General features: G+C 65.3%; 18 protein-coding genes and 1 pseudogene. 12 read left to right on the forward strand and 7 right to left on the reverse strand.

Annotated elements, in window-relative coordinates; translation table 11 throughout:
* Positions 1-110 precede the first annotated feature (110 nt).
* Both G520_RS0112305 and G520_RS24470 read left to right on the forward strand, forming a co-directional pair.
* Entirely contained in the window at positions 111-509 is a 399-nt protein-coding gene (locus tag G520_RS0112305) for a helix-turn-helix domain-containing protein (protein WP_028535932.1), read from the forward strand.
* Between the two features lie 37 nt (positions 510-546).
* Positions 547-1,040, forward strand: a pseudogene (locus G520_RS24470) (transposase); the annotation flags it as partial.
* 126 nt (positions 1,041-1,166) lie between these two features.
* On the opposite strand, the gene G520_RS24945 reads toward G520_RS24470, so the two are convergent.
* Positions 1,167-1,796 carry a hypothetical protein gene (locus tag G520_RS24945; RefSeq protein WP_028535934.1) on the reverse strand — a complete coding sequence of 210 codons (630 nt, stop codon included), beginning with the start codon at positions 1,794-1,796 and terminating at the stop codon, positions 1,167-1,169.
* A gap of 255 nt (positions 1,797-2,051) precedes the next feature.
* On the opposite strand from G520_RS24945, the gene G520_RS22655 reads away from it, so the two are divergent.
* Positions 2,052-2,513 (forward strand): glycoside hydrolase family 73 protein, encoded by a 462-nt coding sequence (locus G520_RS22655; protein ID WP_036666233.1) that lies wholly within the window; start codon positions 2,052-2,054, stop codon positions 2,511-2,513.
* Positions 2,514-2,568: 55 nt separating this feature from the next.
* Here the strand turns inward: G520_RS22655 and G520_RS0112325 are convergent, their stop codons facing one another.
* From G520_RS0112325 to apaG, 3 genes are all read right to left on the reverse strand, one after another.
* The gene (locus G520_RS0112325) at positions 2,569-4,020 is read right to left on the reverse strand and encodes an aminoacyl-histidine dipeptidase (RefSeq protein WP_028535935.1); all 1,452 of its coding nucleotides are present in this window, start codon (positions 4,018-4,020) and stop codon (positions 2,569-2,571) included.
* Between the two features lie 81 nt (positions 4,021-4,101).
* The gene (locus tag G520_RS0112330; protein WP_028535936.1) at positions 4,102-5,898 is read right to left on the reverse strand and encodes an ABCB family ABC transporter ATP-binding protein/permease; all 1,797 of its coding nucleotides are present in this window, start codon (positions 5,896-5,898) and stop codon (positions 4,102-4,104) included.
* A 105-nt stretch (positions 5,899-6,003) separates the two neighbouring features.
* Positions 6,004-6,384 carry a Co2+/Mg2+ efflux protein ApaG gene (apaG, locus tag G520_RS0112335; protein WP_028535937.1) on the reverse strand — a complete coding sequence of 127 codons (381 nt, stop codon included), beginning with the start codon at positions 6,382-6,384 and terminating at the stop codon, positions 6,004-6,006.
* A gap of 103 nt (positions 6,385-6,487) precedes the next feature.
* On the opposite strand from apaG, the gene rpe reads away from it, so the two are divergent.
* Positions 6,488-7,168 (forward strand): ribulose-phosphate 3-epimerase, encoded by a 681-nt coding sequence (gene rpe / locus G520_RS0112340; RefSeq protein ID WP_028535938.1) that lies wholly within the window; start codon positions 6,488-6,490, stop codon positions 7,166-7,168.
* Between the two features lie 34 nt (positions 7,169-7,202).
* Positions 7,203-7,883 carry a phosphoglycolate phosphatase gene (locus G520_RS0112345; protein WP_036666235.1) on the forward strand — a complete coding sequence of 227 codons (681 nt, stop codon included), beginning with the start codon at positions 7,203-7,205 and terminating at the stop codon, positions 7,881-7,883.
* A gap of 130 nt (positions 7,884-8,013) precedes the next feature.
* On the opposite strand, the gene G520_RS22660 is transcribed toward G520_RS0112345, so the two are convergent.
* The 3 genes from G520_RS22660 to G520_RS0112365 form a co-directional block, all read right to left on the reverse strand.
* Positions 8,014-8,313: an H-NS family nucleoid-associated regulatory protein gene (locus G520_RS22660; protein ID WP_036666237.1), complete on the reverse strand. Its 300-nt coding sequence runs from the start codon at positions 8,311-8,313 to the stop codon at positions 8,014-8,016.
* Between the two features lie 50 nt (positions 8,314-8,363).
* Entirely contained in the window at positions 8,364-8,993 is a 630-nt protein-coding gene (locus G520_RS0112355) for a TetR/AcrR family transcriptional regulator (protein WP_028535940.1), read from the reverse strand.
* Between the two features lie 361 nt (positions 8,994-9,354).
* Entirely contained in the window at positions 9,355-9,615 is a 261-nt protein-coding gene (locus tag G520_RS0112365) for a hypothetical protein (protein WP_028535942.1), read from the reverse strand.
* A 313-nt stretch (positions 9,616-9,928) separates the two neighbouring features.
* On the opposite strand from G520_RS0112365, the gene G520_RS22665 reads away from it, so the two are divergent.
* The 7 genes from G520_RS22665 (at position 9,929) to trpE (ending at position 18,586) form a co-directional block, all read left to right on the forward strand.
* Positions 9,929-10,570 (forward strand): TetR/AcrR family transcriptional regulator, encoded by a 642-nt coding sequence (locus G520_RS22665; RefSeq protein WP_051229367.1) that lies wholly within the window; start codon positions 9,929-9,931, stop codon positions 10,568-10,570.
* A complete protein-coding gene (gene hlyD, locus G520_RS0112375) occupies positions 10,552-11,535 on the forward strand; it encodes a secretion protein HlyD (protein ID WP_028535943.1) in 984 nt (327 codons plus the stop codon). Before G520_RS22665 ends, hlyD begins: the two co-directional genes overlap by 19 nt.
* Before the next feature lie 5 nt (positions 11,536-11,540).
* Complete coding sequence (locus tag G520_RS0112380; RefSeq protein WP_028535944.1) at positions 11,541-13,286, forward strand: ATP-binding cassette domain-containing protein; 1,746 nt, start codon at positions 11,541-11,543, stop codon at positions 13,284-13,286.
* Positions 13,283-14,401: an ABC transporter permease gene (locus tag G520_RS0112385; RefSeq protein ID WP_028535945.1), complete on the forward strand. Its 1,119-nt coding sequence runs from the start codon at positions 13,283-13,285 to the stop codon at positions 14,399-14,401. The genes G520_RS0112380 and G520_RS0112385 overlap by 4 nt, the downstream gene beginning before the upstream one ends.
* A gap of 13 nt (positions 14,402-14,414) precedes the next feature.
* Positions 14,415-15,515 carry an ABC transporter permease gene (locus G520_RS0112390; protein WP_028535946.1) on the forward strand — a complete coding sequence of 367 codons (1,101 nt, stop codon included), beginning with the start codon at positions 14,415-14,417 and terminating at the stop codon, positions 15,513-15,515.
* Positions 15,516-15,528: 13 nt separating this feature from the next.
* Positions 15,529-16,992 carry an efflux transporter outer membrane subunit gene (locus G520_RS0112395; RefSeq protein ID WP_028535947.1) on the forward strand — a complete coding sequence of 488 codons (1,464 nt, stop codon included), beginning with the start codon at positions 15,529-15,531 and terminating at the stop codon, positions 16,990-16,992.
* A 130-nt stretch (positions 16,993-17,122) separates the two neighbouring features.
* Positions 17,123-18,586, forward strand: coding sequence for an anthranilate synthase component I (gene trpE / locus G520_RS0112400; RefSeq protein ID WP_028535948.1), 1,464 nt, complete (start codon positions 17,123-17,125; stop codon positions 18,584-18,586).
* Positions 18,587-18,611: the final 25 nt, after the last annotated feature.

Below are 18,611 nucleotides of genomic sequence, written 5' to 3' on the forward strand. Positions count from 1 at the left end.
AAACGCCTGGAGCGTGAGATCCTGCGTAAGGACAAGGCTCTGGCGGAGGCAGCGGCATTACTGATTCTGCAAAAAAAAGTGCGCGCCCTTTGGGGCGACAACGAGGACGATTGACCCTGCTGGAGCACCGTGAGCAGCTCACCGACTGGGTACAACAGGCATGCAATGACGGCGCTTCGCTGTACCGTTCTTGCGCGGTGGTCGGCATCTCGGTGCATAGCTGGTATCGCTGGCGGCAAGATGGCGTCGTCAGCCCCGACCAGCGCCCTCTGGTTGATCGACCCGAGCCCGCCAACAAGCTCTGCGCCGCGGAACGACAGGCGGTGCTGGCACTGTGCAACAGCCCGCGCTTTGATAGCGTGCCGCCGAGCCAGATCGTGCCGATTTTGGCGGATGAAGGCCGCTATGTCGCCTCCGAATCCACCATGTATCGGGTCCTGCGCGCGGCCGCGATGCTGCACCAGCCCCGCCCCCCCGGTGTTAGGGTAGTTGTCGTGTCTTCAGATTGAATGGATTCATCATCCGGGGGCGGGGAAAGTTTTTGCTATGGCACGTTACTCACCTGAGCGCCGTGAGGCCTTACTCAAGAAGCTGTTACCACCTTTCAACATGACCGTGGCTGAGCTGGCACGTCAGGAAGGTCTCTCCGAGCAGACTCTGTACAATTGGCGCAAACAGGCCAAAGCCGGAGGAGCCGCAGTGCCAGGAGACAAGAATCGCGCCGAGGATTGGCCCGCTGAAGCCAAGCTGGCGATCGTTATCGAAACCGCCTCGCTTTCGGAGATCGAGCTGAGCGAGTATTGCCGCAGCAAGGGTCTGTACCCGGCGCAAGTTCAGGCTTGGCGCCAAGCTTGTCTCACTGATCAGCATTCAAGCCGAGAGCCGCGCTTGAATGAGCAGGCACAGTCCCGGGCCGACAAGAAACGCATCAAGGAACTCGAACGCGAATTGCACCGTAAGGAGAAAGCGTTGACGGAGGCCGCTGCGCTCCTGGTGCTGCGAAAAAAACTGGATGCCTTCTGGGAGGACGACAGCCTGGTATCACGTCTGGTGCCGTACCGGTTTGCGCCTCATCCTCGACCACGTCCAGCCCGAACAATTTGCGATCCTCTGGCAGGGAGAGGACGGCATCCATCATGGCGCTTGCCGCCGCAGCCGACCTCGCGCTATGACCCCACCCCGCCACCCAGCCACGCGCCATACACGAACAGCGGCAGGAAACCCGCGCCGGCCGCCAGATACAGAATCAGCAACACCTCCCGGCCGCGCGCGAGCCGACCGAACAGCCGCGTCATCACCACGGCGATGGCGCCGGTGGCGATGTACACGCCGACGCACAGCAGCAACTCGTACAGCGCAAAGACGATACCCGGCCACGGGGCGACGCTCCGCGCGGCAGCATAGCGCGCGATAAAGGCCAGCAACGCACCGCCCAGGGTCAGGCTCTGAAACGCATGGACTTCACCGAGCACAGGCAGGCGCGGCAGCAGCAGCGTCGCCGCGAACAATCCCGCCAGCAGGGCCGCCGTCGCCGACGGGTGGCCGAAGAACGCATGCAGACCCCGGCTCCACGGCGCATCGACGCCGAGCATATGCGGCCACATGAGCAGCACGAAAGTCAGCTGCGCGGCGACAAGCGACAGCGAGTGGCGCAGCACCTCGCGCAGCGGGCCGCCCTCCCCCAGGAACCAACGCCAGGATGGCGCCGAGGCGATCGCCAGGAACAGCGCCACTCCCCCGGCATTCTGCCAGCCGCGCATGCCGCGCACGGCAGCCGTCATGCAAGCCAAAAACATCGCGATTGCTCCCCCTCCCTCTCTCCGACCGGCACATGCCTGCGGCGCCGTCGGTCTCCCTTGATCGATCACTTGGCCCCGATCCAGGCAGCCGATTCTGCTTATTTAGACCCCTATCACGATGCCAGAAGCTATTCCAACCGCGTGACCTTTACCGGCGCTTGCGCTTCGCGTCCACTAGCCGGTGATCGAGCCGTTTTCATCCCCGGCCGGCGCGCCGCTCGATGGCGCCGCCGGCAGTACGAAAGGAGCGCAATGACCCCGCACGCATTCATCGCCTTGATCGGTCCCGCCGCACAGGCCTCGTCCCGCGCGAGCGACATCCCGGCCAGCTTTACCGTGGCGCAGGCGGCACTGGAATCCGGCTGGGGCGAGTCCCGCCTGGCGCGCGAAGCGAAAAACCTGTTCGGCATCAAGGCCGGGCCGGCGTGGCCGGGCGAGATCCTGACGCTGGAGACGCGCGAATTCATCGCCGGCGAGTGGGTGATGCAGACCTCGCACTGGCGCAAATACCCGAGCTGGCGCAGCGGCATGGACGACCACGCGGCATTTTTATGCGACAACCCGCGCTATGCGCGCTGCTTCGACCATCGCAGCGGCGAAGACTTCGCCGCTGCCGTCGCGCGGGCCGGCTACGCCACCGACCCCGACTATGCGGCCAAGCTGCAGGCCATCATCGTCCGCTACCGGCTCGGCGAACTCGACAGTGTCGCCTGACGCGAAAACGACGGGGCGGACCTGCCCCCATCCCGCCGGCCTGCGCCCGGCCCGTCTAGCGCGCGTCGACCGCGGCCAGGATGGACTTGAGCAGCGACCAGGCCTGGCCGACCGATTCCACGCGAACGCGTTCGCCCGGCGCATGCGCGCCGCGGATGTCCGGACCGAACGACACCATGTCCATCTGCGGATACTTCGACCCGATCAGCCCGCACTCGAGCCCGGCGTGGATGACCTGCACGCGGGCAGCGTGGCCATGCTCGCGCTCGAACACCCGGCGGCACAGCGCGAGCAGTTCGGACTCGGGGTTGGGTGCCCAGCCCGGGTAGCCGCCCTCGAGTTCGATCTCCGCGCCGATCAGGCCGAACAGGCTTTCGATTTCGCGCGCGAGCATCCAGGTGCCGCTGTTGATCAGCGAGCGCACCATCATGTTGGCGAACAGGCTGCCGTTTTCCAGCGTGACCACGCCGAGATTGTTCGAGGTTTCCACCACGCCCGGCACGCGCCGGCTCATGGCCTTGACCCCGTGCGGAGCGGCGTGCAGCGCGGCCATGATCGCGCGCTGATCGTCCCGCGCCATCACCTCGGCGCCGTCGGCCGCGGCGATGGTCAGCGCGATCGCGTCGTCGACACCGGTGTACTCGTCGCGCAGCACGCCTTGCAGCGTATCGCCGAGGGCGGCGAATTCGGCTTCGCTTGCGGCCGGAAAGGCGACCACGGCAAACGCTTCGCGCGCGAGCGCATTGCGCGCGGTGCCGCCGTTGAGGCTGACGACGCGCAGGTCGAGTTTGGCTTCCAGTTCGCGCACCCAGCGGATCAGCGCCTTGATGGCGTTGGCACGGCCGAGATGGATGTCGGCGCCGGAGTGGCCGCCGGTCAGGCCGGAGACGGTCAGGCGGCGCACCGCATAGCCGGCGGGCAGCGCTTCGCGGCGATAGTCGCGGCGCACGTTGACGTCGATGCCGCCCGCGCAGCCCATGTAGAACTCGCCCCACTCTTCGGTATCGAGATTGATCAGCAGGCTGCCTTCGAGCAGGCCCTGCTCGAGGCCGAGGGCGCCGCCCATGCCCTGCTCTTCGTCGAGCGTGAACAGCGCTTCCAGCGGGCCGTGCGCGATGTCCTCGCTCTCGAGCGCAGCCAGCGCCAGCGCCACGCCGATGCCGTTGTCGGCGCCCAGCGTGGTGCTCTCGGCGACCAGCCAGCCGTCTTTCAGCACCGGACGGATCGGGTCCTTGAAAAAATCATGCACGGTGCCGGCGTTGGCCTGGCACACCATGTCGAGATGGCCTTGCAGCACCACGCCGGGCCGGTTTTCCATGCCCGCCGTCGCCGGCTTCCTGATGATCAGGTTGCCGGCCGCGTCGATACGGCTCTCCAGGCCGCGCAATTCGGCCCAGCCCCGCAGATAGTCGCGCAGCGCCGTCTCGTGCTTGGACGGACGGGGGATGTCGCACAGGGTCTGAAAATGCGCCCACACCACGGCGGGTTCGAGTTCTGCCATCGTCATTGCATGTTTCCTTGCATTCGTTCAAGCGCGCAATGTACCACGCCACGGCCGCGGCTTAAACCGCGCCCGCGTTTTGTACACTCACCAGCCGGCCTCGACCGCGCTCTCGCCCTGCTGTTGCAGGCGCCACATTTCGGCATAGCGGCCGTCGCGCTCGACCAGTTCGCGGTGGGTGCCGGATTCGATCACGCGCCCGCCGTCGAGCACCGCGATCTGGTCGGCATCGACGATGGTCGACAGGCGGTGGGCGATCACCAGCGTGGTGCGATTGGCCGAGATTTCGGCCAGTTCGTGCTGGATCGCTTTTTCGGTGCGCGAGTCGAGCGCGCTGGTCGCTTCGTCGAAAATCAGGATGGGAGGGTTCTTGAGCAGCGCACGCGCGATCGCGACCCGCTGTTTCTCGCCGCCCGACAGTTTCAGCCCGCGCTCGCCGACCATGGTGTCGTAGCCGTCGGGCAGCCCCTGCACGAAGTCATGGATATGCGCCGAGCGCGCGGCATCGAGCACGTCCTCGCGCGCGGCATCGGGCCGGCCGTAGGCGATATTGTAGTAAATGGTGTCGTTAAACAGCACCGTGTCCTGCGGCACGATGCCGATATGGGCGCGCAGCGAGTCCTGCGTCATGTCGCGCACGTCGACGCCGTTGAGCGCGAGACGGCCGCCGCTGACGTCGTAGAAGCGAAACAGCAGCCGCGCGAGCGTCGACTTGCCGGCGCCGCTGGTGCCGACCACGGCCAGCGTCTTGCCGGCCGGCACATGCAGATCGACGCGGTGCAGGATCTGGCGCTTGGGGTCGTAGGAGAAGTCCACCCCTTCGAAATCCAGGCGCGCGCTCGTCGTCGCGAGGATCTGAGCGCCCGGTCGATCCGACACTTCCGCATCGGATTTCAAAATATCGAACATGCGCTCCATATCGGCCAGCGAGTGCTTGATCTCGCGGTAGACGAAGCCCAGAAAATTCAGCGGTGCGTACAGCTGCGTCAGGTAGGCCGACACCAGCACCACGTCGCCGACGCTCATCTCGTGCCGCACCACGCCGCGCGCGGCCATGGTCATGATCAGGGTCACGCCGATGGCGATGATCGCGCCCTGCCCGGCATTGAGCATGGACAGCGACACCTGGTTCTTGGTGGCCGACGCTTCCCACGCGGCGAGATTCGTGTCGTAGCGCTCGGCTTCGAAGCGTTCGTTGTTGAAATACTTGACGGTTTCGTAGTTGAGCAGCGCGTCGACGGCGCGCGCATTCGCGCGCGAGTCGAGGTCGTTCATGCTGCGGCGGAATACGGTGCGCCATTCGGTCACCACCAGGGTGAAGACGATATACAACACGATGGTGCCGAGCGTCACCAGCGCGAACGCGCCCTGGTAGCGCGCGAGCAGGATGCCGGTCACCAGCGCGATTTCGAACAGCGTCGGCAGGATGTTGAACACGGTAAAGTTGAGGACGAAGCCGATGCCCTTGGTGCCGCGATCGATGTCGCGGCTCATGCCGCCGGTCTGGCGCGTCAGGTGGAACGCGAGCGACAGGCGCAGCAGGTGTTCGAACACCGAGCGCGCGACGCGGCGCACCGCCCCCTGGATCACGCGCGCGAACACCGCGTCGCGCATTTCGCCGAGCAGGCTGGCGGCGAGCCGGGCGATGCCGTAGCCGATCAGCGCGGCGACCGGCAGCATCATCGCCGTCGCCGGCAGCGACAACCGATCGATGATGTTCTTCAGGTACAGCGGGACCCAGACATTGGCCACCTTGGCCAGGATCAGACAGGACAAGGCGGCGCCCATGCGCCACTTGAATGCCATCAGATAAGGCATCAGGGTCTTGAGGGTTTGCCAGTCGTTACGGTTGCGCGGCGCGGTGCCGCTATGGGTAAAACGCATGAATGCTGCCCGGGTGAACGTCGGCGCGAGCGGTGTCGCGGCGGCGGCGATTCGAAACGGACGCCGCTCGGACGTCCCCGTCGCACGGCGCGCGAGCGCCGCGCGTCAATGCAGTACGCGCCGGGCCACCAGCACCATCTCCGGTATTTCGGCGTCGAAACGGGTGCCGTCCTGCGACACCATCTGATAGCGCCCGCGCATGCTGCCGAACGGGGTTTTCAGCGAGGTGATGCTGGAGTACTCGAACTGGGCGCCCGGCTCTATCCACGGCTGCTCGCCGACCACGCCCAGACCGCGCACTTCCTGCACCTGTTCGTTGGCATCGGTGATGATCCAGTGGCGGCTGACCAGTTGTGCGGGTTCCGCCCCCAGATTCGTGATACGGATCGTGTAGCCGAACGCGTACACGTCGGCGGCCAGATTGGATTTTTCTTCCGAGTAGGCCGACTCGGGCTGCACCAGCAGTTTATAACGTTCGGTATTCATCGCATTTACCTTTCCCCGGCCCGCCCGTGCCGCGCACGGGTGGGGTTTTGGCGACGGTCTGCGTTACAATCACGGAAATCAACCTCTCCGGATCAACACGACCATGGGTTCTTTTCGTATTGCCCCCAGCATTTTGTCGGCGGATTTCGCCCGCCTGGGCGAGGAAGTCCGCGACGTGATCGCCGCCGGCGCCGACATGATTCACTTTGACGTCATGGACAATCACTACGTCCCCAACCTCACCATCGGTCCCATGGTATGTGCAGCCATACGACCGCATGTTCAAGCCCCGATCGACGTGCATCTGATGGTCAAGCCGGTCGACAGCCTGATTGCGCTGTTCGCCGACGCCGGCGCCGACATCATCACCTTCCATCCCGAGGCCTCCGAACACATAGACCGCAGCCTCGGGCTGATCCGCGATCGCGGCTGCAAGGCGGGGTTGGTCTTCAACCCGGCCACCCCCCTATCCTACCTCGATCATGTGATGGACAAGATCGACATGATTCTTGTCATGTCGGTCAACCCCGGCTTCGGCGGGCAGTCTTTCATCCCGCACGCGCTCGACAAGATCGCCACCGCACGGCAACGCATCGACGCGTGGCGCGAGAACCACGACAACGAGATCTGGCTCGAAGTCGACGGAGGCGTCAAGGTCGACAATATCGCGGCGATCGCCCGCGCAGGCGCCGACACCTTCGTCGCCGGTTCCGCCATCTATAACACCCCCGACTATGCGGCTACCATCGCAGCGATGCGCACGGCCCTCGGGCAACACCGTTAAGCGCGGCGCCACGCCGCTGCATCAAGGCCTGACAATGACACTGCAAAACATCAAGGCAATCGCCTTCGACCTGGACGGCACCCTGGTCGACTCCATCCCCGACCTCAGCGCCGCCGCCAACGCGATGCGCGATTTTCTCGGCCTGCCGGCCCTGCCCTCGCTACGCATCCAGGAACACGTCGGCGACGGCATCGGCAGCCTCGTGCACCGCGCGATCACCGACGAGCGCGACGTCGAGGCGCCGGCCGATGTATGGGAAAAAGGCTACCGCTTTTTCATCGAATACTACCGCGACCACCTGACCGTGCACACTACGGTCTACCCGGGCGTCACCACCGGCATCGGCCTGATGCGCGCGCTGAATCTGCCGCTGGTGGTCATCACCAACAAATCGGAGCGCCTGGCGGTGCCGGTGCTGCAACAGCTCGGGCTGGCGGACGATTTCTGCCTGGTGCTCGGCGGCGATTCGCTGCCGGAGAAAAAACCGTCGGCCATGCCGCTGCTGCACGCCTGCGCGACGCTGGGCGTGAGCCCGCACGAAATCGCGATGGTCGGCGATTCGCCTAACGACGTACTGACGGCGCGCGCGGCCGGAGCCACCTCCATCGTGGTCAGCTATGGCTACGGCGACGCCGCGACGCTGGGCGCCGACCTCGTGCTCGACAGCCTGACCGAACTCTATCCGCTGCTGCGTCCGAACGTGCAGCCGGCCTGAACCGGCGCGACTTCTATCAGAATAGCTCAACAGCCCGCCGTTCCGCGGTTTTCACGCGGCATGGCGGGCTGTTTCATGTGGGGCGGGCTGAACGGCAGGGACGGAAAGCGGCAATGAAACCGGCGGCCGATCAAATGGCGAGGTCGGACAACCTACCGCCGCTGTCCAGGTACCAGACCACCCAGCGCGGAGGACGGCCACGGCCGCCCCAGGTCAGGGCCGGGTTGCTCTTGCAGCGGTACTTGGCTATCGCCAGCCGGCTGTCCCGCTTCTCCTCGGCCAGCGCTTGCTCATCGTAGCGCATACGGCAGGGGGCGATACCGAGCCCGGCCACCAGCCTGTCTTCATCCCCGTCTTCGAGATCGAGCAGGGCCGCCTCCTCCATCCCGAACAGATCGTTGACGACGTAGGGATCATCGTTTTCTTGCATGCTGGCACCTCACGTTAACGGCGAGCGCCATAAATGTACCGCAACGTTCACTATAAAACAAGCCGCCCGAGGCGTGTCTTATCGACACCGTAGGCCCGCAGAAAAACGGCAAGCGCGCGCCGCACCGTCTGCGCAACCGACGGCAGCGCATCCGCCTCCACCGCCAGCAGCAGCAGCGGGTCGCGCCGTTCGGCCTGCAGCAGCATCAGCAGATGCAAGGACGCCAGCGAGGCATCGTCGTCGCGCAAATCACCCCGGTCCATGCATGCGCGCAGATAGCGCGCGAGTTGCCTGCGCGTCGCATCCGGCCCGTACTTGTAGAAATCGCGCCCGAGATTCGCACGCGCAGGCTCGGCATAAACAATGCGCTGCACTTCGAGAATCTTCGGCTGGCACACGAAGGCAAGATAGGTCTCGCCGAAGGCATGCAAGGTCGCAAGCAGCTCGCCCTCCGGGTCCAGGGTATCGTACAGGTGCACCTGACTATCGCGAACGGAGCGGTACACGACCTCGACGAACAGGGCCTCCTTGGAGGCGAAATAGTTGTAGAGCGTCGCCTTGGACCCCCCGAGCTGCGCCGTGATCTCGTCCATCGAGGTCGCGTCGAAGCCCTTCTCGTGAAATAGCCGTTCCGCCACATCCATGATGGCCTGACGACGGCTCTCTTGCTTCATCCGCATAGCGCTTCCATTCATAACCGGACAGTTCAGTATAGCTTTTTGCGCCCCGCCCGTCTTCAAAGCTGTACAATGTGGTTTAGTTATATGCAAAAACGGGACGCGCCCCGCTCGATTTGCCGGCGGCACTCCGGGCGCCGAGACGCCCGGGGCCGGCGCGGCGGTAGCCGTCAGCCGGAAAACGATGCCCGCGACCGTCGTGCCAGGCCGCAACGCCGGAGATGTCGCACGGCCGGCACGAAATCCCGGCATGGTCGGCAGTGTCATCGCTCAACATCGCTGGTGGCGGGATTCGGCACACCATGGCTCGCACCAGGAGGCAAGGGGGACGGGTAAAAAAAGCGCACATCGAAACGGCGGCTCTTCAGGCTGGCTTCATCATCCCTTGCGTGACAATGAAGTCATTGCCGTGACGACGCACCAGGCGCGCGAGCTCGGCTTCGAACCGTTCCCAGTTGGATTCGAGCAGGCTCAGCGAATTCATGTCGCCCAGCGGCGGCAGGCTCAGCCAGGCGTCGACCACGCGCGGCTCGAGGTGAAAAAAGGCGGGATAGCCATCCAGCCGTGTGTTTACCAGGATGTTCCCGCTGCGATCCAGCCGAGCGGCCAGCAGTTTCATCTTCATGGCGACCTCCTTTCATGGCGTGCAGACTAGGGCATTCGTCCTCTGAATACAAGCCAGGCCGCGCATTGTGCCAGGCAACAATTGCAACTACATTTAAATTAATCATCAAGTATGACGTTGTTGTTCCCTGCATTGCCTGCAACACCAGGTCCACGACTTGGCAGCCGGTCCGGCGTCTCTCCCGCCGACCGGCTTTTTTTCAGTGCGTCGCACATCAGCACCCTGGCCCACCCCTGAAGACTGCTGTTTCCGACCGTGGCAGGGAGCAAATAATGACACTTGATTTTCTTATACAGGCGTATAAAATCACACCATGATCACGACTCAACAACGTCTGCTCGAGACCGGTCTCGACATCGCCCGCCGACACGGCCTGCGCAGTCTCACGGTGCGAGGACTCGCCCTGCAGGCCGGCGTCAACCCCGGCAGCTTCGTCTACCACTTCGGTACACGCGAGCGCTTTATCGAGGCCCTGATCGAGCACTGGTATGCGCCGCTGCTGGAACGCCTGACCTTGCGCGCACGCGCAGGCGGTTCGCCCCAGGCCCGCCTGCTCAGCCTGCTGGAACAATTGCTGGACAACCTGCTCGATCATGGCAGCTTCATCGGGCAGTTATTCATGGATGCCACCGCCGGCGAGGCTGGCGTACTCCGCTTTATCGCGACCCTCGGCGACCGCCATATCCGCCTGATGCTCGAGGCCGTGGCCGATGCCCAGCGCGCGGGCCAAATCCAGGCGGACGAGCCCATCCATGTCCTGATGTTCATTATGGCGGCAGCCGGTCTGCCCGCCTTGCTGCACTTCGGCCTGGCCGAGCCCAAATGCCTGCCGGCCGAAATCTGCGACGCGCTCGACCGTCTCGCCGCCGACCGCGATCATGTCCGCCGCCGCCTGCGCTGGGCGCTCGCCGGTGTCGCTTATGGAGCTCACCCTGTATGCAACGACGTTCCCTGATTCTTATCGGCGCAGCCGCCGTCCTTGCGCTGGCAGCCGGCTGGGCCTGGCATCAAAGCCGGCGCGACGACGGCAGCCTGACCCTCTATGGCAACATCGACATCCGTAGCGTCAATCTGGCGTTCCGGGTCGGTGGGCGCTTGCAGACGCTGAACGTGGACGAGGGCGCGATCGTGCACGCAGGCCAGCCGCTCGGCCAACTCGACGCCGAACCCCTGCGCCACGCCCTGGCCGACGCCGAGGCTAACCGCGCGCTGCAGGCCGCCAACGCCGCGCTCTACCACCACGGCACGCGGCAGCAGGATGTCGCCGCCGCGCGCGCGAATCTGGCCGGCTTGAACGCGACGCTGGCGGGCGCCGAAAAAGCTCTCGCGCGGCAACAGCAGCTGGCCGGCACCGGAGCCGCCCCGGCGCGGGCGCTCGACGACGCCCGCGCGACCCGCGACGCGGCGGCGGCCCAGGCCGCTAGTGCCGCGCAAAAACTGGATGCGCTCAGCCAGGGCTTCCGGCGCGAGGAAGTCGCGGCGGCCGATGCCAATCTCAAACGCGCCGATGCGGCCCTGGCCAGCGCCCGCCTGCAATGGCAGGACAGCACCCTGGTCGCGCCTTCCGACGGCGTCATCATGACGCGGGCGGTCGAGCCCGGCAGCATGCTCGGCGCAGGCGCCACGGTCTTTACGCTATCCCTGACGCGGCCGGTATGGGCACGCGTCTATATCGGCGAAACAGAGCTCGGCCGTGCCGCGATCGGTCGCGCGGTCACCCTGTACAGCGACAGCCGCCCCGGCCATCCCTACCACGGTCGCATCGGTTTCGTCTCGCCGGCCGCCGAGTTCACCCCCAAGAACGTCGAGACCGAAGACCTGCGCAGCGCGCTCGTCTATCGTGTGCGCATCGTGGTGCAGGACCCCGATGCCGCGCTGCGGCAAGGCATGCCGATCACCGTCGTCCTGCCCGCGCGGTGAACGCGATGGACACCGAATTCGCGATTCGCGCCGACGGTCTGGAAAAACGCTTCCCCGGAGCCGGCCCGGCAGCCATCGCCGGCATCGATCTGCGCCTGCGCCGCGGCCTGATCACCGGCCTGGCCGGTCCGGATGGCGCAGGCAAGACCACGCTGCTGCGCCTGTGCGCAGGCCTGCTGGGGGCAAGCGGAGGGACACTGGCGGTCGAGGGGCACGACCCCGGCATCGATGCCGCACGCCTGCACGACATCATCGGCTATATGCCGCAGAAATTCGGCCTGTACGAAGACCTGACCGTACTGGAAAACCTCGAACTGTATGCGGATCTGCGCCAGATCATCGGCACGGACAGACGCGAGCGCTTCGACCGGCTGCTGGACTTTACCGACCTGGAGCGCTTCACTTCGCGCGCGGCCGGCAAACTGTCGGGCGGCATGAAGCAGAAGCTTGGCCTGGCGTGCGCGCTGCTGGGCACCCCGCGCGTGCTGCTGCTCGACGAACCCAGTGTCGGCGTCGATCCGATCTCGCGACGCGAGTTGTGGAGCATGGTCAAAACCCTCGCCCATGACGGCATGACCGTGCTGTGGAGTACGTCCTATCTGGATGAAGCCGAAGCCTGCGATGAAGTGTGTCTGATGCATGCCGGCCGCATCGCCTATGCCGGCCCGCCGCAGACGCTGATGGGTCGGATGGAGGGACGCAGCGTGCAGATCCGCGACATCGAGGGCAGCCGCCGCCAGCTGCTGCAGCGCATCCAGCGACGCGATGACATCATCGACGCGGTCATACAGGGCCGACAGCTGCGGCTGGTATTGGCCGCCGGCGCCGCCCTCCCCGACCCGGGCGAGCTCGGAGCCGGGACGCAAGCCCGTGTCGTGCCCGTCGCGCCACGGCTGGAGGACGCGTTCATCGATCTCGCCGGCGCGGTGCGGCACGAGTCGCAACTGGCGGCACGGCTGACGGTGCGCCCGCTGCCAGACGGGGTCGACGATGGCGCCGTGATCGAAGCGCAAGCGCTGACGCGGCGCTTCGGCGATTTCGTCGCCACCGACCATATCGACTTTCGCGTCGCGCGCGGCGAAATTTTCGGGCTGCTCGGGCCCAATGGCGCCGGCAAATCGACCACGTTCAAGATGATGTGCGGCCTGCTCGCGCCGAGTGCCGGCCGCGCGCAGGTCATGGGCCTCGATTTGCAGAAAAGTCCGAGCCGGGCACGTCAGCAAATCGGGTATATGGCGCAAAAGTTTTCCCTCTACGGGCAGTTGAACATTCTCCAGAATCTGCGCTTCTTTTCGGGGGTTTACGGACTGAGCGGACGCCGGCAGCGCGAACGGATCGCAGAGATGGTCGACATTTTTTCTTTCGGCGACTATCTGGAACAGGATGCGGGCCAGCTTCCGCTCGGCATCAAGCAGCGCCTGGCGCTGGCCTGTGCACTGATGCATGCGCCAGGCATCCTATTTCTCGACGAACCGACATCTGGCGTCGATCCGGCCACACGCCGCGAATTCTGGTCGCACATCAACGGACTCGTGGACAAGGGCGTCACCGTGATGGTCACCACCCACTTCATGGATGAAGCCGAGTATTGCGACCGCATCGGCCTCGTCTATCGCGGCCGCATGATCGCCAGCGGCACCCCGGATGCGCTCAAACAGCTGGCCGCGACCGCCGACATGCCCGACCCGGGCATGGAGGCCGCCTTCATCCGCCTGATCGAAAACGACGATAGCGCGAGGAGACCCGCATGAGGCCCGCCGTACGGCGGCTGTGGGCACTGTGCCGCAAAGAAAGCTTCCAGATCGTTCGCGATCCGAGCAGCATCCTGATCGCCTTCGTGCTGCCGGTGATGCTGTTGTTCATCTATGGCTACGGCATCAATCTCGACGCCAGCCGCCTGCACGTCGGCATCGTATTGGAGAGCGACTCCGCCGACGCGCAAAGTTTCACCCAGGCTTTATACGGCTCGCCGTATATCGACCCGGTGCGCAGCCACGACAGGCGGGTCATGCTGCGGCGGCTGGACCAGGGCGAAGTCCGCGCCGTGGTGATCGTGCCACCGGATTTTTCGCGCCGCCTGGCGCAAGGGCAGACCGCGCTCGAAGTCCTGACCGACGGCGCAGAGCCGAACACGGCCAACTTTGCCGCCAGCTATCTGCAGAACGTCTGGCTGACGTGGCAGCAACAGCGCGCGCGCGACAGCGGCCGCCCCGCGACGGCACCCATCACGCTCACGCCGCGCTACTGGTTCAACCCATCCACCGTCAGCCGCAATTATCTGGTGCCCGGGTCGATCGCCGTCATCATGACCATCATCGGCGCGCTGCTCACGTCCCTGGTGATCGCCCGCGAGTGGGAGCACGGCACCATGGAGGCGCTGCTGTCGACGCCGGTCACGCGTTTCGAGCTCCTGCTGTCCAAGATCCTGCCCTATTATCTGCTCGGCATCTGCGCAATGCTGCTGTGCGTGCTGGTCGCCCGTTTTCTGATGCAGGTTCCCTTCCACGGCAGCATCGTCGTTCTGTTCGCTGTCAGCAGCTTGTTTCTCGGCAGCGCGCTCGGCCTCGGCCTGCTGCTGTCCAGCGCGACCCGCAACCAGTTTCTCGCGGCCCAGGCCGCGCTGACAGCCGCCTTCCTGCCGGCGATCATGCTGTCAGGTTTTGTGTTCGAAATCGCCAGCATGCCGGCTCCGGTGCGAGCGGTCACCTACCTGATTCCCGCCCGCTACTTCGTCAGTGCCTTGCAGACCCTGTTCCAGGCCGGCACCCTCTGGCCGGTGCTGCTGCCCGACCTGCTGTTCCTGCTGTTGTCGGCGGTGTTCTGGCTCGGTCTGACTGCGCGTCAGAGCGCGCGCCGGCTCGATTGAGAGGAGAACGCGCATGTGGCACCGTCTGTTGACGCTGATCGTCAAGGAGTTGCAGGCTCTGCTCAGAACGACGCAGGGGCGGCGCATGCTGATCATGCCGGTCGTGATCCAGTTGGCAGTCTTTCCCTTCGCCGCCACGCTGGAAGTCAAAAACGCGACGCTCGCGATCTATGACCAGGATCAGGGCGCGGCATCGATCGAACTGACGCAGCGGCTGGGAGCGGGCAGCGCCTTCACCCGGCTGCTCGTCGTTCACGACGAGGCCGGTCTGAAACGGGCGATAGACGAGAAACGGGCCTTGCTCGCGCTGCGTTTCGCACCGGATTTTTCGCGCCGCGTCGAATCGGGGCAGCCGGCCGACATCCAGGCCATCATAGACGGACGCCGTTCGAACAGCGCCCAGATCGCCTTTTCCTACGTCGGCCATGTGGTCGACGATTACGCGCTCGAGCGCGGAAACGGCAACGGCAGCGCATCGCAAATCGCGGTGCGCAATCTGTACAACCCCGATCTCGAGTATCGCTGGTTCGTCCTCCCCTGCCTGATCGCGATCATTACAACCGTAGGCTGCCTGATCGTCACGGCCTTGTCGCTCGCACGCGAACGCGAAGAAGGGACGTTCGAACAATTGCTGGTTTCGCCGCTGACGCCGGCCTACATCATGGCCGGCAAGGCGGCGCCGGCCATTCTGGTCGCCATGGTGCAGGCCACGCTGATCGCCGCCGCCGCGGTGTGGATTTTTCATGTTCCCATGCGCGGTCCGATCTGGCTGCTTTATCTCGGCATGCTGTGTTACAGCGTGTCGCTGATCGGCTTCGGCCTGTTCATTTCCGCGCTGTGCTCGACCCAGCAGCAAGCGTTTCTCGGCGTGTTCTGCTTCATGGCGCCGGCCGTGATTCTGTCCGGCTATATGGCGCCGGTCGAGAACATGCCGCCCGTTCTGCAATGGGTGTCCGCCGCCGATCCGCTCACTCACTTCATCATCATCGTGAAGGGAGTGTTCCTGAAGAACTACGACTTCGCCCTGGCCTGGCCCGAACTCTGGCCCCTGTTACTTATCGCCGCGATCACCCTGGCTCTCGCCTACGGGATGTTTCGCCGCCACAGCGCTTAAGCGGGAAACCATCATGACCCACCAGTTCGCCCCCCTGCTCTGCCTCACCCTGCTGGCCGCCTGCAGTGTCGGCCCCGACTATCGCGCCCCCGATGCCCGCTCCCTGCCCACGCACTTCATGGGCGAAAGCGCGGCGACATCGGCTGCCGCCGGCCGCGACGACTGGTGGCGCGACTTCGGCGATCCGCGCCTCGACAGCCTGGTTGCCGCCGCCCTGCGCGACAGCCCCGACCTGCACGCCGCCGCCGCCCGCGTGCGTGTCGCCCGCGCCGAGGCAGGTATTGCTGCCGCCAATCGGGCTCCCACCCTGCAGGCACGTGCGCGCACCTCGCGCGATCAACTGAGCCGTAATGGCGAAAGCTTCGCCAATATGCCGATCGCCAATCCGCAAACCGCGTTCACCGATCGTCTGGTCGGCTTCGACGCCAGCTGGGAGATCGATCTGTTCGGACACAATGCGCGCGCGCTCGAGGCGGCCTCGGCCCGTGCCGACAGCGCACTCGAGCAGCAGCACGACGCGGTCGTGCTGGTGGCGGCCGAGACCGCGCGCCTGTACTTCGATTACCGTAGCGGGCAGCGGCGGCAGCTGAATCTGCAGCGACAGATCGATGCGGCGGAAGAAGATCTGCATCTGACCCGGCGCGCGCAAGCGGCCGGCATCGTCGGCGCCGGCGACAGCGCCGCCGCCTCGGCCACGCTGGACACCGCCCGTGCCGCGCTGGCACCGCTTGAGGCCGCGACGCGCGCGAGCCTGGCCAGCCTGGCCGCGCTGCTGGCACGCGACAGCCGGGGACTGCAAGACGAGCTTGGCGCGGCGGACGGCAGCCTGGCCTTGCCGACGCGCGTCCCGGCCGGCTTGCCATCCGAGCTGCTGCGGCGGCGCCCCGACATCCGTCGCGCCGAACGCGAACGCGCGGCAGCCAGCGCCGACATCGGCACGGCCGAGGCCGCGCGCTATCCGAGCTTCAGCCTCACCGGCAGCGCCGGCTTCGACTCGATCCACAGCGGAACGCTGACCGACCAGGCCAGCCGTTTCTGGAGTATCGGCCCCACGCTCACGCTGCCCCTCTTCAACGCAGGGCGTCTGCAAGATCGTGTCGACTCCAGCCGTGCCGCCTTCGACGCCGCCGACGCCACCTATCGCAAGGCCGTGTTCGCGGCGCTGGCCGACACCGAGGGCGCGCTGGTCCGCTACCAGCAGGAATGCGGCCGCAGGCGCGATCTCGCGCACGCCGCGGCGGCCGGCGCCGAAGCGCTATGGCTCGCCCAGCGCCGCTTCGAAGCGGGCGAAGCCTCCCGTCTCGACGTGCTCGCCGCCAGCATCGCCTGGCGCGGTCAGGTCGACCAGCAACTGGCGTCCGAAGGGCAGTGCGCGGCCAATATCATCGCCTTGCACAAGGCGCTGGGCGGTGGCTGGGGGGCCGCCGCCGATGCGACGGAACGCGACGGGGATTTACTTACACGGCGAATTCCATAAAAATAGACGGCATCAGCCCACTACTGTGTTCATTCGATGAGATTTCTACCCACCCCGGCCAGTTGGCGATGGCGGCAGTAATACAACGCCCGTTTTTTTCAACTCCACTCGCCCACTGCAAGGAAATCTCATGACACTCGACGAATTCAACCGGCTCGCCGCCGCCGGTTATAACCGCATTCCCGTCGTTCACGAACTGTTCGCCGATCTCGACACGCCGCTCTCGGTTTATCTGAAGCTGGCCAACCGGCCCTATTCCTATCTGCTGGAGTCGGTTCACGGGGGTGAACGCTCGGGCCGCTACTCCTTCATCGGTCTGCCCTGCTCCACCCGCCTGCGCGCACAGGGTCAGGACATGCAGGTCGAGCGCGACGGCGAGATCATCGAACGCCATCACGGCAATCCCCTCGATTTCATCGATGCCTACCAACGCCGCTTCAAGGTCGCACAACCGGCCGGACTACCGCGCTTCAACGGCGGGCTGGTCGGCTACTTCGGCTACGACACCGTGCGCCACATCGAACGCCGGCTTGCCGACTGCGACAAGCCCGATCCTATAGGCACACCCGACATCCTGCTGTTGCTGTCGGAAGAACTGGCGGTGGTCGACAATCTGTCGGGCAAACTCTATCTCATCGTTTACGCCGATCCGGCGATCGAGAATGCCTACCACCAGGCCCTGTCGCGCTTGGCCCGCTTGCGAGCCCAGCTGCGCGAGCCGGTCGTCATTCCGCTGTCACTGCCGTCGCGCGTCAACCAGGCGTTATCCGAGTTCGGCGAACAGGCGTTCTGCGACGCGGTCGATGTCTGCAAGCGCTACATCCGAGATGGCGACATCATGCAAGTGGTGCTGTCGCAACGCATGCAGATGCCCTACCCGGACGAACCGATCAGCCTGTATCGCTCCTTGCGCAGCCTGAACCCGTCGCCGTATATGTTTTTCTATCATTTCGGCGATTTCCATGTAGTCGGCTCGTCGCCCGAGATCCTGGTGCGGCGCGAGGAGTCGACCGTCACCGTTCGCCCGATCGCGGGCACCCGGCCGCGCGGCAAGACGCGCGAAGAAGACCAGCGCCTGGCCGAAGAATTGCTGGCCGATCCGAAAGAGATCGCCGAGCATGTGATGCTGATGGACCTGGGGCGTAACGATGTGGGGCGCACCGCCGCGATAGGCAGCGTGCGCGTGGTCGAGGACAGGGTGATAGAACGCTACTCGCACGTCATGCACATCGTTTCCTGCGTCGAGGGCAGCGTCGGCCCCGAGGTCGGCAATATCGACGTGCTGAAGGCGAGCTTCCCGGCCGGCACGCTCTCCGGCGCGCCCAAGGTCAGGGCGATGGAAATCATCGACCAGCTGGAACCGAGCAAGCGCGGCATTTATGGCGGGGCGGTCGGCTACCTGGGCTTTTCCGGTGACATGGATCTGGCAATCGCCATCCGTACCGCCGTCATCAAAGACGGCATGCTCTATATCCAGGCCGGCGCGGGGCTGGTGGCCGACTCTCAGGCCGCATCCGAATGGCAGGAAACCCAGAACAAGGCGCGCGCAGTCATGCGCGCGGTTGAACTGGTCCAGCGCGGACTGGACAGTTAGCCCGGGGCGCGGCTTTCGCCGCGCC

This window comes from Paludibacterium yongneupense DSM 18731, assembly GCF_000422925.1.
GTDB lineage: Bacteria > Pseudomonadota > Gammaproteobacteria > Burkholderiales > Chromobacteriaceae > Paludibacterium > Paludibacterium yongneupense.